Origin of the sequence: Acrocarpospora catenulata, assembly GCF_018476525.1 — a bacterium.
Classification (GTDB): Bacteria; Actinomycetota; Actinomycetes; order Streptosporangiales; family Streptosporangiaceae; genus Acrocarpospora; species Acrocarpospora catenulata.
The window spans coordinates 157,467-171,109 of the sequence record NZ_JAHCST010000009.1 but is presented as its reverse complement, the minus strand read 5'-3'; the positions used below and the strand labels follow the sequence as shown (position 1 = coordinate 171,109).

Annotated in this window: 12 protein-coding genes; 9 read left to right on the top strand and 3 right to left on the bottom strand. The window is 69.3% G+C overall.

The genetic code is table 11. The features are described 5' to 3' along the window. Nucleotides 1-23 precede the first annotated feature (23 nt). From KIP79_RS12050 to KIP79_RS12030, 5 genes are all read left to right on the top strand, one after another. Nucleotides 24-971 (top strand): carbohydrate ABC transporter permease, encoded by a 948-nt coding sequence (locus KIP79_RS12050; protein WP_214104825.1) that lies wholly within the window; start codon nt 24-26, stop codon nt 969-971. Further along, a complete protein-coding gene (locus tag KIP79_RS12045) occupies nt 968-1,828 on the top strand; it encodes a carbohydrate ABC transporter permease (RefSeq protein WP_214104824.1) in 861 nt (286 codons plus the stop codon). Before KIP79_RS12050 ends, KIP79_RS12045 begins: the two co-directional genes overlap by 4 nt. Before the next feature lie 11 nt (nt 1,829-1,839). Continuing rightward, the gene (locus KIP79_RS12040; protein ID WP_214104823.1) at nt 1,840-4,299 is read left to right on the top strand and encodes a glycoside hydrolase family 2 protein; all 2,460 of its coding nucleotides are present in this window, start codon (nt 1,840-1,842) and stop codon (nt 4,297-4,299) included. Nucleotides 4,300-4,411: 112 nt separating this feature from the next. Continuing rightward, nucleotides 4,412-5,818, top strand: a complete 1,407-nt coding sequence (locus KIP79_RS46835; RefSeq protein WP_250213071.1) for a glycosyl hydrolase — start codon at nt 4,412-4,414, stop codon at nt 5,816-5,818. Between the two features lie 378 nt (nt 5,819-6,196). Further along, on the top strand, nt 6,197-6,520 hold the full coding sequence (locus KIP79_RS12030; protein WP_214104822.1) for a hypothetical protein: 324 nt from the start codon (nt 6,197-6,199) through the stop codon (nt 6,518-6,520). A 34-nt stretch (nt 6,521-6,554) separates the two neighbouring features. Here KIP79_RS12030 and KIP79_RS12025 read toward each other — a convergent pair whose 3' ends face one another. Next, nucleotides 6,555-7,742, bottom strand: coding sequence for an NAD(P)/FAD-dependent oxidoreductase (locus KIP79_RS12025; RefSeq protein ID WP_214104821.1), 1,188 nt, complete (start codon nt 7,740-7,742; stop codon nt 6,555-6,557). A gap of 45 nt (nt 7,743-7,787) precedes the next feature. After that, nucleotides 7,788-8,273: an RrF2 family transcriptional regulator gene (locus KIP79_RS12020; RefSeq protein ID WP_250213070.1), complete on the bottom strand. Its 486-nt coding sequence runs from the start codon at nt 8,271-8,273 to the stop codon at nt 7,788-7,790. A 141-nt stretch (nt 8,274-8,414) separates the two neighbouring features. Here KIP79_RS12020 and KIP79_RS12015 point away from each other — a divergent pair, with 141 nt between their 5' ends. The 4 genes from KIP79_RS12015 to KIP79_RS12000 all read left to right on the top strand — a co-directional run bounded on the left by KIP79_RS12015 (nt 8,415) and on the right by KIP79_RS12000 (nt 12,078). Then, nucleotides 8,415-9,209 carry an SAM-dependent methyltransferase gene (locus tag KIP79_RS12015; protein ID WP_214104820.1) on the top strand — a complete coding sequence of 265 codons (795 nt, stop codon included), beginning with the start codon at nt 8,415-8,417 and terminating at the stop codon, nt 9,207-9,209. Between the two features lie 205 nt (nt 9,210-9,414). Beyond that, nucleotides 9,415-10,515: a cellulose-binding domain-containing protein gene (locus KIP79_RS12010; protein WP_214104819.1), complete on the top strand. Its 1,101-nt coding sequence runs from the start codon at nt 9,415-9,417 to the stop codon at nt 10,513-10,515. A gap of 376 nt (nt 10,516-10,891) precedes the next feature. Then, nucleotides 10,892-11,701 (top strand): hypothetical protein, encoded by an 810-nt coding sequence (locus KIP79_RS12005; protein WP_214104818.1) that lies wholly within the window; start codon nt 10,892-10,894, stop codon nt 11,699-11,701. Further along, complete coding sequence (locus KIP79_RS12000) at nt 11,701-12,078, top strand: GntR family transcriptional regulator (RefSeq protein ID WP_214104817.1); 378 nt, start codon at nt 11,701-11,703, stop codon at nt 12,076-12,078. Before KIP79_RS12005 ends, KIP79_RS12000 begins: the two co-directional genes overlap by 1 nt. Before the next feature lie 287 nt (nt 12,079-12,365). Here KIP79_RS12000 and KIP79_RS11995 read toward each other — a convergent pair whose 3' ends face one another. Continuing rightward, the gene (locus KIP79_RS11995; protein WP_214104816.1) at nt 12,366-13,574 is read right to left on the bottom strand and encodes an ArgE/DapE family deacylase; all 1,209 of its coding nucleotides are present in this window, start codon (nt 13,572-13,574) and stop codon (nt 12,366-12,368) included. Nucleotides 13,575-13,643: the final 69 nt, after the last annotated feature.

Genomic DNA, 13,643 nt, shown 5'->3' with positions numbered 1-13,643 from the left:
AATCGCGAGGAAAGAAGGAGCGCATGTCGGCATCTCATGTGGCGCGCCCCCGCCCGGCCGCGCCCCCGCCCCTACGCCCACGGGCAGGGGCGGAGCAGCGGCGACGGCCTGACAAGAGGCGGTGGTGGACGCCATGGGTCTACCTGGCGGTCCCGCTGGTGCTGCTGGTGGCCTTCACGCACGTCCCGGCCGTGAGCATGTTCGTCTATAGCCTGACGGACTGGGACGGCCTGAGCCCGACGCGGAACTTCGTGGGCGTCGGCAATTACCTGGACCTGTTCACCCGCCCGAAGATGCTCCAAGTGTTCGTGGTCAGCCTGTTCTACCTCGCGGGCGCGGCGATGCAGATCGTGGTGGCGCTCTACTTCGCGACGATCCTGAGCTTCAACACCAGATTCAGGAACGTATTCAAGGGCGTCCTGTTCTTTCCCTACCTGATCAACGGCGTGGCCATCGGATTCGTGTTCCTCTACTTCTTCCAGCCGGGCGGCACGCTCGACACGGTGGTGCGCCTGTTCGGCCTGGAGCCGCACCTGTGGCTGGGCGATCCCGACCTGGTGAACACCTCGCTGGCCGGGGTGTCGGTGTGGCGGTTCATGGGCCTGAACATGGTGCTGTTCTTGGGCGCGATCCAGTCGATCCCGCCTCAGTTGTACGAGGCGGCCTCGCTCGACGGAGCCAACCGCTGGCAGCAGTTCCGCCATATCATCGCCCCCGGCATCAAGCCGATCATCAGCCTGAGCGCGATCCTCGCGATCTCAGGGGCGCTGTCGGTGTTCGAGATCCCGTTCATCATGACCGGCGGCTCGAACAACAGCGAGACGTTCGTGATCCAGACGATCAAGCTCGCGTTCAACTTCAACAAAGTCGGCCTGGCGTCGGCCGCCGCGTTCGTGCTGCTCGCGGTGGTGCTGCTGGTCACCTGGGTGCAGCGACGGCTCATCCCGGAGGAGCGGGTGGAACTGTCATGACGGCTGCGCACCGTAGGCATCCGCCGTCGTCCGGCCACGGTCTCCTCACCGTCCTGAAATACGCCTCCCTCCTGCTGGCCTCGGCGGTCGTGGTCATCCCACTACTGGCGATCATCCTGACCTCGCTCCGCACGCCGGGCGAGATGACCACCGATCCGAGCCCTCTGTCGGCCCCCGCGAACTGGTTCAACTGGGAGAACTTCCAGATCGCCTTCACTGAGGGTCACATGCTCAGGGCGCTCGGGAACACGACCTTCATCCTGTTCTTCTCGCTGCTGGGCACCGTGTTCATCGGCTCGATGACCGCGTATGCGGTGGATCGGTTCCAGTTCCGCGCCAAGAAAGTCGTGATGACGCTCTTCCTGGTGGCCGCGCTGGTGCCGGGGGTCACGACGCAGGTCGCGACCTACCAGGTGGTCAACGGGCTGGGCGTGATGAACACGCTCTGGGCGCCGGTGCTGCTGTACATGGGCACCGACATCGTGTCGATCTACATCTTCCTGCAGTTCATCCGATCGATCCCGATCTCGCTCGACGAGGCGGCTCGGATGGATGGTGCCAGATCGCTGACGGTCTACTGGCGGATCATCCTGCCGCTGCTGCGGCCCGCCATCGCGACCGTCGTCATCGTCAAGGGCGTCGCCATCTACAACGACTTCTACATCCCGTTCCTGTACATGCCGTCCGAGGGGCTCGGCACGATCTCCACCGCGCTGTTCCGGTTCAAGGGGCCGTTCGGAGCGCACTGGGAGGTCATCTCCGCCGGGGCGGCGCTGGTCATCCTGCCCAGCCTCGTCGTGTTCCTCGCGCTGCAGCGGTTCATCTACAACGGCTTCGCGGCCGGTGCCACCAAGTGAGGAGTCGCGCATTGAGCACGTACACCACGCCCCTGACCTCGGGCTGGACGGTCACACTCGAAAGTGGCGGAGGTCCTGAGGGGCTGCGGGGAACACCGATCCCGGCCACGGTGCCCGGGTGCAGCCACGCAGACCTGCTGGCCGCCGGGCTGATCGCCGACCCTTACGTAGGGCGCAACGAACTCGAGGTCGCCTGGGTCGGGCGCGCGGACTGGCGCTACGACACCCGGCTGCCCGAGGTCACGGGCGACTGGGAACGTGTGGACCTCGTCTTCGACGGGCTGGACACGGTGGCTCAGGTAAGCCTGGACGGCCGCGTCCTGGGCGAGACGCGTAACATGCACCGCTCCTACCGATTCGACGTCACCGGCCGTGCCCGGGAAGGCGCCGCCCTCTCGGTGCGGTTCACCTCGGCGTACACCGAGGCCGAGGCGTTGCGGGACCGGCTGGGACCGCGGCCGAACGCCTACCCGGAGCCCTTCAACTACGTGCGCAAGATGGCCGCAAGTTTCGGCTGGGACTGGGGGCCGACGCTGGTCACGGCCGGGATCTGGCGGCCGGCGCGGTTGGAGTGCTGGAACACGGCACGGCTGGCCCAGGTGCGTCCGGTGGTCACGGTCACCGGCGGCCGGGGCCGCGTGGTGGCCCACCTCGAGCTGGAACGGACGGCCCCGGGACGCGAGGTACACGCCTCGGTGACGGTCGGCGGCCACACCGCCACTACGACGATCACCGGTGACCGGGGTGCGGTCGCCGTCGAGGTGCCCGACGTCGCCCTCTGGTGGCCGCGCGGCCACGGCGCCCAGCCGCTGTACCCGGTCCGCGTCCTCCTGACCGACGCGGAGACCGGCGCGGAACTGGATGTATGGGAACGCCGCATCGGCTTCCGCACGGTCGAACTTGACCAGTCCCCCGACGCCCACGGCACGGCCTTCACCCTGCGGGTCAACGGTGTCCCGGTCTTCGCACGCGGCGTCAACTGGATCCCTGACGACGCGCTGCCCGTCCGCGTCACCCCCGAGCGATACCGCGCGCGGCTGGAGCAGGCGGCGGCGATCGGCGTGAATCTGGTCCGTGTGTGGGGCGGCGGCATCTACGAGGACGCCGCCTTTTACACGGAGTGCGATGAACTGGGGCTGATGGTCTGGCAGGACTTCCTGTTCGCGTGCGCCGCCTACCCCGAGGAGCAGCCGCTGCGCGGCGAGGTCGACGCCGAGGCGCGTGAAAACGTCGTGCGTCTGATGCCGCACCCGAGCCTGGTGCTGTGGAACGGCAATAACGAGAACCTGTGGGGGTTCCGCGACTGGGACTGGGAGGACGCACTCGCCGGGGAGAGCTGGGGCGAGGGCTACTACCTGGGCCTGCTGCCGAGGATCGTCGCCGAGCTGGACTCGACCAGGCCCTATGTGCCGGGCAGTCCGTGGTCGGGCTCGTGGGACCGGCACCCCAACGACCCCGCGCACGGCCCGTCGCATTTCTGGGAGGTGTGGAATCGCCGTGACTATACCGATTACCTCAACGAGGTGCCGCGCTTCGCGGCCGAGTTCGGGTGGCAGGCCCCGCCCGCGTACGCGACCTTGACGGCGGCCCTGCCGGGTGAGGACCTGAGCCCCGACTCGGCCGGGATGCTGCACCATCAGAAGGCCGAGGACGGCAACGGCAAGCTGCGGCGTGGCCTTGCGCACCACTTCACGACCCCGGTCACGTTCGACGACTGGCACTATTTGACGCAGGTCAACCAGGCCCGCGCGGTCGCGACGGCCGTCGCCTACTGGCGGTCGCGCTGGCCGGTGTGCGCGGGGACGGTCGTGTGGCAGCTCAACGACTGCTGGCCGGTCACCTCGTGGGCCGCCATCGACGGCGCCGGACGGCCCAAACCGCTCTACCACGAACTGCGCCGCCTGTACGCCGACCGCCTTCTCACGTTCCAGACGCACGGCGGTGTACGCGTCCTGGCCGTGGACAACCAGTCCGCCGACCTGTGGCAGGGGGTTGCCGCGGTGCGCCGGATGCGCGCCGACGGCACCGTGCTCGCAAAGCAGGTGGTGCCGTTCTCGGCCGGACCACGGAGCGTCGCCGTGCTGCCTCTGCCGGAAGGGCTGGCCGAGTTCGGCGACGTACTCGTGGAGTTCCTGGTCGCGGACGCCGACCGGCTGCGCGACGTAATGTTGGGCTGCGCCGACGCCGTGTTCGGCTACCCGCCGGCCGAGTTCGACCTGGATGCCCAACCGGTGCCAGGCGGCCTCGACGTGGTGATCACGGCCCACAACTTCGTCCGCGACCTGCTGCTTCAGGCCGACCGCCTGTCCCCGGCCGCCGTCGCCGACACCGGCCTGGTCACGCTGCTGCCCGGTGAGACGCGCACGATCCGGATCACCGGCGTTGGCGCCGTGGACGTCGAGCGGCTGCGCGCGGCCATATTCAGCGTCAACGCGGCGCAGCCGACGCTCGAAGGCGCGCTGCGGACATGACCGTCCTGGCCTTCCCATGCGGGGCGCTCGTCACCACGACCCTCGCCCTCGCTCTTCAGGCCGTCGGCGTACGCCTCCGGCCGTCCCCCACTCCAGAGAAGGAGAACGAGTAATGCACCAGTCCCAACCCCGCTCCCGTATCCGCCGCACCCTCGCCGTCTGCTTAGCCGCCCTCATGACGGCGGCCACGCTCACCTCTCCGGCGCAGGCCTTCCCGGCGGCGTCCAGGCAGGACGTCCTGAACTACCTGGCATCCATCACCGGCCGCAACATCGTCAGCGGCCAGCACAACAAGGAACCTGCCAGCCTGCCGGGTCAGTACACCCAGCAGGTCTACAACGTCACCGGCCAGTGGCCGGGCCTGTGGGGCGGCGACCTGATGTTCCGCGCCGTGGACGCCGCCAACCGCCAGCGTGTGGTCGACCAGGCCAAACAGGAGTGGGCCAACGGCTCACTGGTCGCCCTGACCTGGCACATGTGCACTCCGACCGGGCCGAGCACATGCGAGTTCGAAGGCGGCGTGAAGACGAACATCTCGGCGACCCAGTTCAGCCAGATCATCCAGGACGGCACCGCGCTCAACACCACGTGGAAACGGCGCCTTGACGAGGTCGTTCCCTACCTGCAGCAGCTCAAGGACGCCGGGGTGCCGGTGTTGTTCCGCCCGCTGCACGAGATGAACGAGTCGTGGAACTGGTGGGGCAACCGTCCCGGTCCCTCCGGCGGCGCCCGGCTTTACCAGATCACCCGCGACTACCTCGTCGGCAAGGGCCTGAGCAATCTGATCTGGGTGTGGAACGTGCAGGACAATCCGGCCGGCGGCTGGGCAAGCTACTATCCGGGCTCGTCATACGTCGATGTCGTCAGCCTGGACGTCTGGTACAAGGGTTACCCGTCCGCCAGTGACTACCAGCAGATTCAGAACATCGCCGCAGGCAAGCCCATCGCGATCGCGGAGATGGGCAAGGTGCCCAACGCGTCCCTGCTGGACAGCCAGACGCGCTGGACCTACTTCATGGTCTGGTCCGAGCAGTTGGTCGGCAACAACACCAACGCCGAGATCCAGGCCGGCTACTTCCACCCGCGTACCCTCAACCAGGGCGAAGTCAACCTGACGACGGGCTCGCAGCCGGCGCGTACGGGTCCGATCACCGGCGTGGGCGGCAAGTGTGTCGACGTGGCGGGGGCGGGCACCGCGAACGGCACGGCCGTTGGGCTCTACGACTGCAACGGCACGGCCGCGCAGCGCTGGACGATCGGCACCGACGGCACGATCCGGGCGCTGGGCAAGTGTATGGACGTGGTCGGCCAGGGCACCGCGAACGGCACCCAGATCCAGATCTGGGATTGCAACGGATCCGGCGCCCAGCAGTGGCAGAGCGTCGGCAACGGCCAGCTCCGCAACCCGCAGTCGGGCCGCGTCCTGGACGTCCCCGGCGGCAGCACCGCCAACGGCACCCGCCTGCAGATCTGGGACGCCAACAGCAACGCCTGGCAGAGGTGGACCCTGCCCGCCTGACCGGCCGGGGACCATCGGGCGAGCGTCCTCCCGCGCAAAAACCGAAGCCCAGGTCATCACCGTGATGACCTGGGCTTTCGTGCGTCCGCCCGGCATGGGCGATCGCTTGGGGGTGGGAGTCCCCTGGAGGAAGAGGTAGGGCTCGCGCTCGCCGCCTCGCCTGACGAGGACCCCCGCATCGGCGACCAGGTCGAGCTCGGGGTCCGGCGGGTCGAGTCCACCTCCGTTCTGGTCTTCCAGACGACCTGACTACGTCGATATCCGGCCATTTGGTTAGTCGACCCGCGGGCTTGGTCAGTCTGGCTGATCTATTCAGCCTGGACGCATCCGCGCAGACTGTCGGAGGTTTACTCGGATCCCTCGATTGAGGAGGCTCCTTTGACCAAGCAGTCCTTGTCGGCCCCAGCACGCCGGAGCCGTCGCACCGGTTTCGGTCTCGCCATGGCGGCATCCGCCGCCGCACTGGTCATGTTCGCCGCCTCGCCGGCGCTGGCGAGCCCGCTGTTCGTCGGTGGCTCGCGTGGAATCACCCCGGAGACCGCGATCCAGGGCGCGTTCGACGACGCGCAGATCACCGCGCAGTCGATGGGCTACTTCGGCGCGTGCACCGTGGTCGGCGAGCCACAGATCTTCGAAACGTTCACCGACCCGTACTTCGGCCACGTCTTCTTCGCCGAGGTCTCCCTGACCTGCGAAAGGTAGCCGCAGCCGGCCGCCGCCCCTCGTTGACCCCGTGTCAACGAGGGGTCCAGGTACGCCCGGGGTCTCCTGCCTCCAGGAGCGCCGCGATGTCGTCCACCGGCGGGTGGATGCGCCGCTCCATGATGGCCCGCTTGACGTCCTTGGCCGGGGCTCCGGTGAGCTTGACGGATCGGTCCCAGCCGGTGGTGAGCACGGCGCCCGCCGCGCCGAGGTCGAGGCAGGTCACGTAGGGCTCGGGGACGAACTCCAGGGGAGGCCGTCCCAGCAGGTCGGCCACGGCGTTGTGGCCGGCGTACCGGCCGAGCGGGATCGCGTGCTGGCAGCTCTGCAGGGTGAGGTGGCTGTCGTCGGCGGCGGCCGCGGCGGCGTCCCCTGCCACGAACACCTCCGGCGCCTCGGGGGCCCGCAGGTGCTTGTCGACCAGCAGCCGGTTCAGGCCGTCCCGCCGGCCGGGGATCTGCCCGGTGAGCAGGCTGGCCGTCATTCCCGCCGTCCAGACCGTCGTGTACGCGGGAACCTCGGTGCCGTCGCCGAACCGGACTTGGCCGGCGTCCAGCGCGGTGACGGTCATATTGAGGCGGACCTCGACGCCCACCTCGTCCAACGCGGCACTGATCACCGGGCGCGGTCCCGGTCCCAGCTCCGGGCCCAGCACGCCTGCTCGCTCCACCAGCACCACGCGCACCTCATGCCCGTACGGCCCGGCGAGCGTGCGCAGCCGTCCCGCGAGTTCGGTCGCCACCTCGATGCCGGTGAAGCCCGCGCCGACGACCACCGCCGTGAACCGGCCGGATCCCGGTGGCCTGTCCGGGAGCGTCCGCAGGTGGTGGTCCAGGGCGACCGCGCCGGGGAGGGTGTCCACGTCGAACAGGTGCGCGCCGCCTGGCAGGTCGGGCCGCCGCAGCGCGCTGCCGCTGGCCAGGATCAGGCGCCGGTAGGCCCGGTCGCCACGTCGGGCGACCGACACCGATCGGCGTCCGGTGTCGATGGCCGTGACCGTGCCCGGCAGGCGTTCGACGCCGACCGGGCCCAGGATCCGGTCCAGCGGGACCCGCAGGCGGCCGGGGTCGGCCTCGTACAGGCGGGGGCGGATCACCAGATCGTCGTTGGGGGCGACCAGGGTGATCTCCAGGTCGGCGTTGTGCTCGGCCCTGAGCCGGGCGGCGGCCAGGGCGCTCCAGACACCGGCGAACCCGCCGCCGACAATCAGGACATCAGACATCCTGAATTACCTCCTGCCTGTCCCCGGTCGGGGGAGTGGGATCGATCAGGAACCCGTGACCACAAGCCAGTCCCGGGCGCGGACCGGCATGTTCGGGTAACGGTGCTCGACCGTGGCCGCGATCTCGGCGAGCGTCTGCGCGGCGAGCGCCTGCCGCCACGCCAGCTCGGCCTTCCGCATGGCCACGTCGATGGTGCAGGCCACCTGCGTGCGACCGGAGGAGCCGCTCGCCGGGCCGCGCTGGCGGATCTCCTCGCACCGGAACGCGTACTCGGGGCCTTCGATCGCGACGACCACGTCCAGCAGGGTGATCTGCTCGGGGGAGCGGGCCAGCCGGAACCCGCCGCGCGGCCCCGGCACAGACGCCGCGATCCCGGCACGCACCAGGGCCTGCAACTGCTTGGTCAGATAGGCCGTGGGAAGTTCGTGGAACGCGGCCAGCCGGGCGGCCGGCACCGCGTCATCGGGCCCGAGGAAGGCGAGGTTGAGACAACAGTGCAGAGCCCATTCGACCCGCTCGCCCATCTTCATATCCCGGATAGTAGATATCCAGGATATTTCATGTCAACGTTGCGGACGGCCCGCTGCTGCCGGTCAGGCCGCGTTGTCAGGGGCGCGGAACCCCTATGATCACCGCTGTACCACTTTGCTGCGATTAAATCGGAGGCGGCCATGGGTGACCTTGATCGGGTTCCTGACGGGGTCGACCCGGCGGTGCCGAGTTCGGCTCGGGTCTACGACTACCTGCTCGGAGGTAAGGACAACTACGCCGTGGACCGGGCGATCGCGGAGCGGCTGCTGTCGGTCGCGCCGGACACCCGTTCGGTCGCGCGGGCGAACCGGGCCTTTCTCGCGCGGGCCGTACGGTTCCTCTGCGAGCAGGGCATCACGCAGTTCATCGATCTCGGCACCGGCATCCCCACCTCGCCGAGCGTGCACGAGGTCGCCAGGGAGACCCATCCCGAGGCCAGGGTCGTGTACGTGGACAACGACCCCCTGGTCAAGGTGCACAACGACGCGCTGCTCGCTACCGACGATCGGGTGATCACGCTGCGGGCCGACATCCGGCGGCCCGACGAGATCGTCGAGCACCCGGACGTGCGGGCGCTCATCGACTTCGACAAGCCGGTCGGCGTGCTCCTGGTCACCGTGCTGCACTTCGTGTCCGACGAGGAGGGGGCCTACCAGATCGTGGCAGGCCTGCGGGACAAGATCGTCTCCGGCAGCTACGTGGTGCTCTCCCACAGCAGCTCCGACAGCGACCCCGAGGTGCTCACCCAGCTCAAGGCGTCCACGGCGGGCAGTCCGGCCCAGTCCACCTTCCGCTCCCACGACGAGATCCTCGGCTTCTTCGAGGGCCTGGAGATCGAGTCGCCGGGCCTGGTCCCGGTCCAGCGGTGGCGGCCCACCATGGACTCCATCACCAGCCGCCTCGTCGTCGAAGGCGCGGTGGCGCGGAAGGCGTAGGACCTCGCACTCGACAGGGCGACCGTTCCGTTGTGGCACGGTCGCCCTCGGCGTGTCCGCCTGAAACTTTCTGATCCCCGAAAAGGTTTTCCCACGACGGCGCGGGCTTCCTCCAGCGCGTGTTGACATGGCTGCCACAGTTCGGGACGGTGCCAGTTGTTAACGCTCACATTCGGGCACGGTTCGAGCTGCAAAGGAGGATCACATGCACCAACGAGTACTACGCAGGGGCCTTGTCGCCGGGGCCTTAGCCGCCTTCCTGGCCGGCGCAGGGATGGCCGCCACGGTCACGGCGCACGCCGCCGCGGCCGGCTGTCAGGTCACCTACACCGTCGGCACGCAGTGGGCCGGCGGCTTCGGCGCCAACGTCGAGATCAAGAATCTCGGTGATCCGCTCGCAAGCTGGACCCTGCGCTGGACCTTCGGCGCCGGGCAGACGATCAGCCAGGCCTGGAACGCCACCGTGACGCAGAGCGGCAGCGCGGTGACCGCCTCCAACGCGAGCTGGAACGGCTCCCTGGCAACGGGCGACGGCACCTCGTTCGGGTTCAACGGCACGTGGAACAACTCCAGCAATCCCGTACCGACCAGCTTCACCCTCAACGGCGTCACCTGCACGGGCAGCGTAACCGCCTCCCCAACCCCGACCCCGAGCCCGTCCAGGTCACCGTCCCCGTCGCCATCGGCATCACCCTCGCCGTCACCGTCGTCGGGCACCCCGCCGGTGCGGACGGTGCGGGTCTTCTGGCTCAAGCCGTCGGACGTGGCCTACGACCAGCGCTACCCGGACGGCATAGCCCGGGTCATGCAGGAGGCGCAGCGCTTCTTCAAGCAGCAGCTGGGCAAGACGTTCACGCTGAACAACCCGATTGTCGAGGTCGTCAACGGCGACCAACTGCGAAGCTGGTACGAGAACACGCCGAACTGCGGTGAGAAGTACTGGTGGTCGGTGTGCAACATGCAGGCCGAGCTGCGCCGCAAGTTCGGCCTCGGCGCACCGGACAGCCGATGGATCAACGTCGGCGAGATCAGCGCCGAAGGTGACGGCGCCGGCGGTGGCGGCGGCAACGGATGGGTGATCCTCAGCGGCCACGACGCCGACGGCGCCGCAGGCATCAACGGCGCGATGAACCGCTGGTACGGCGGCATGGTCCACGAACTGGGCCACGCCTTCGGCCTGCCCGACGCCACGTCCACCGACGGAACATGCATGTCGGCCTCCCTCTACGCCTACCCGAACTGCAACTTCAGCCAGTCCCAGAAGACCAGCATCCTCAACGGCCGCTACGGCACCTTCCTCTCCTGACCGACAGGGGCGGCGTGAGTCACGCCGTCCGCTGCTGATGACTGGATAGCCGCAGGCAGTAAGACCAGGTCCATTTCGCGTACCCGCGAAAATCGGTCTGGTCTGTTCGTTGGAATCTGGTCAGCACGTTGCCGGTGGCCGGTGCCTGGGGAACGACGGCGGGTTGGATCTGTCGGGGGTAGGGATTGTGTTCGGCCCTGTACCCCGGGGAGGGGGCGTGGCCGGGGCTGGCCGCCGTCCACTTGGTGGTCCGCGGCGACGGCCGCCGCTGAGCCGGGGCCCGCGCCGCCGGGGCGAAGGAAGCCCATGGGGTGTTGATTTTGTCGCAAGCTATGACGCATCATGTTGCTACAAAGCTTGCGACAAAGGAGGCGCTATGACCCGCGAACCGCTACCGGACACCGACCCGCCGACGCGCACGACCGATCTGCGCATGGCGGGCGAGTGGCTGGCCCGGCACGACCTGGCCGACACCCACCCGACCCCGCTGCTCGCCAGCCGGCTGGCGGTTCGCAGACGCGCCCGCCTGGCCACTTACGTCATCCTGGCCGCGCTGATCATCGTGAGCGCCCTCGCCGCCACTTCCGCTTTCGGCGGCCTCCCGCCGGATCACCCGCTGCCGCTGCTGGCCCTGGCCGCGTCGGTGGCCGGGCTACTGCTGGCACAGTTCCTGCTCGACCGGTGGGTGCGACGCGTCGACCAGCGGGCGGGCGCGACGCTGTCGCGCAGGGCCGCCCATCCGATCCAGCCCGGCTGGCGGACCGTGCTCGGCCGGCCGTTCGCCATTTTCGCCGTCGTCACGTTCGCCGGCGCGATGGTGCTGGCCGCAAGTGCCCTGGCCGTTCCCGAGCCCACCGTGCGGCAGCTGGCCGTCGTCGTGCTGATCGGCCTGCTCGGCGCGACGGCCATCACCGCCATGCAGCTGCGCCACCTGCTCAGCTTCCCGGTCGTGGCGGAGGACGAGGAGTCGCTGACCGCCGACGTCATCATGCGCGTCGAAGACGCCCGCGAGCTCACCATGCCGAACGTGCAGTGGTCGCTGCCGGTGGTGCTGTTCGGCACCGCGCCCGGCTGGTGGAATGCCGCCGCGGTCGCCTACCTGGTCCTGAGCCTGGCCGCGTGCGTCGCGCTCTATGCCAGGACGCCGTCGTGCGCGACGGTGGCCCGGCGGGTCATGAGCGTCTGATGATCGTCATCGATGCGGCCTCGCCGGTACCGCCGTTCGAGCAGCTGCGGGGCCAGCTCGCCCGGCAGATCCAGGACCGCACGCTGGCCGTGGGCACGCGGCTGCCGACCATCCGCCACCTGGCGGCCGACCTCGGCCTGGCCGTCAACACGGTCGGCCGGGCCTACCGGGAGCTGGAGGAGGCGGGGCTGATCGAGACGCGCGGGCGGGCGGGCTCGTTCGTATCGGCCGCCGGCGAGGAGGGCCGGGAGCGGGCCCGCCGGGCCGCCGCCGACTACGCCGCCGTGATCGCCAGCGTCGGCATCGACGCGGCCGAAGCGCTCCGCATCGTCCAGGCGGCTCTGACGTCCGGCGCGGCAGCACCGGCCTCGTCATGACCGACGAAGCGACTGTTGTGCCTTCCACGGACCTCTACTCCCTGAGCGGCCGCGTGGTGAGACAGCTACATGGCAAGGGTTCGCCCAACATCGACGAGACTTCGCCGTTCGGGCGGCGGTTCAGGAAGCCTCCAATTGCTGCTCGCGCGCACGTCCTCCGGAGGGACTGGCCGGGCGCGGTGGCGGCCAGGAAGCCGTAGTCACGCGCCCGAGGGCCTACGGCATCGGCTCGGTGCGGTGGGTGTGGTCTACCTGGCTGGTCTTGGTGATGCGCTTTTCGCGGGGGATCAGGAGCAGAAGTCCGCGATGGTGCTGGTGAGGATGGCGGTGAGGTGGTCCAGTGAGGTGAGGTCGACGTATTCGGTGGACGCGTGGGCGCCTGCGCCGTCGACGCCGAAGAGCAGGCAGGGGATGCCCGCGCGGTCGAGGAGGGCGCAGTCGGTCCAGAAGGATTCGGCGCGTACGACGGGCGGGTGCCCGAGGGCCTGCTGCGCGTGGTGGGTCAGGGTGCGGACGATGGGTGCCTGCGGGTCGGCCTCGAAGGGCTCGCGGTGTAGGCCGCGGGTCAGGCGGTAGCGGAAGTCGGGGACCGTGGTGGCGAGGTTGTCGAGTATGGCGGTCAGTTCCTGTTCGACGGTGTCGGCGGTCTCGCCGGGGACGGTTCGGCGTTCGAGGGTGATGTGGCAGCGGGCAGGGTAGGTGGAGGGCTCCTGGCCGCCGTGGATGAGGGAGGCGTGCACGGTTCCGGTGCCCAGGAGGGGGTGTGCCGGGCCCTGGGCGAGGCGCTGTCCCAGTTCCTCCAGGGCGACCAGGAAGTGGCCGGCCTTGGCGATGGCGTCGATGCCGAGTTCGGGGCGCGAACCGTGGGCCGCGCGGCCTTCGATCTCCACCTCGAACCAGGCGAAGCCCTTGTGGGCGAGGGTGACTTCGAGATGGCTGGGCTCGGTGACGATCGCCGCGTCGGCGGTGAAGGACTCCAGTACCTCCTCGGTGCCGGAGCTGCCGTGCTCCTCGTCGGCGACGCAGGCGAGGATGACATCGCCGCGCAGCGGGCCGCGGGCGGTGGCGCGGGCGGTGGCGCGGGCGGTGGCGCGGGCGGCGGCGACCATCATGGCCGCGATGCCGCCTTTCATGTCGAAGGCTCCGCGGCCGAACATCCTGCCGTCGTGGATCCGCGGTTCGAGCGGGTCGCCGTCGTAGCCGGCCAGGCCCACGGTGTCGAGGTGGCCGTTGAGCATGAGTGACCGGCCGCCGCCGGTGCCGCGGGCGATCGCGACGAGCGAGGGGCGGCCGGGGCGCTTCTCCAGCCGGTGTACCTCGAAGCCGCGGGCGGCCAGCCATTCGCCGCAGAAGTCGGCGATGACGGTCTCACCGGCGCCGCCGGCCACGAGGTCCGGGTTGACGGAGTCGATGGCGATCAGCCGGGCCAGCAGGTGGCCGGGGTTGGCGTCGAAGGGCTCGAGGGCCGCTGGAGTCGAGGGGGTTTCGGGGAGCATGGAACCTTCCGAAGTTCGGACACTGCCACCGACAGGAGCGGTCAGTACTGGTGAGGAGCGGTCAGTACT

Coding starts and splice junctions, on each gene's coding strand:
- KIP79_RS12025 (WP_214104821.1), bottom strand. CDS start 7,742: ATGTCTGATGTCCTGATTGTCGGCGGCGGGTTCGCCGGTGTCTGGAGC.
- KIP79_RS12020 (WP_250213070.1), bottom strand. CDS start 8,273: ATGAAGATGGGCGAGCGGGTCGAATGGGCTCTGCACTGTTGTCTCAAC.
- KIP79_RS12045 (WP_214104824.1), top strand. CDS start 968: ATGACGGCTGCGCACCGTAGGCATCCGCCGTCGTCCGGCCACGGTCTC.
- KIP79_RS11995 (WP_214104816.1), bottom strand. CDS start 13,574: ATGCTCCCCGAAACCCCCTCGACTCCAGCGGCCCTCGAGCCCTTCGAC.
- KIP79_RS12005 (WP_214104818.1), top strand. CDS start 10,892: ATGACCCGCGAACCGCTACCGGACACCGACCCGCCGACGCGCACGACC.
- KIP79_RS12000 (WP_214104817.1), top strand. CDS start 11,701: ATGATCGTCATCGATGCGGCCTCGCCGGTACCGCCGTTCGAGCAGCTG.
- KIP79_RS12050 (WP_214104825.1), top strand. CDS start 24: ATGTCGGCATCTCATGTGGCGCGCCCCCGCCCGGCCGCGCCCCCGCCC.
- KIP79_RS46835 (WP_250213071.1), top strand. CDS start 4,412: ATGCACCAGTCCCAACCCCGCTCCCGTATCCGCCGCACCCTCGCCGTC.
- KIP79_RS12010 (WP_214104819.1), top strand. CDS start 9,415: ATGCACCAACGAGTACTACGCAGGGGCCTTGTCGCCGGGGCCTTAGCC.
- KIP79_RS12015 (WP_214104820.1), top strand. CDS start 8,415: ATGGGTGACCTTGATCGGGTTCCTGACGGGGTCGACCCGGCGGTGCCG.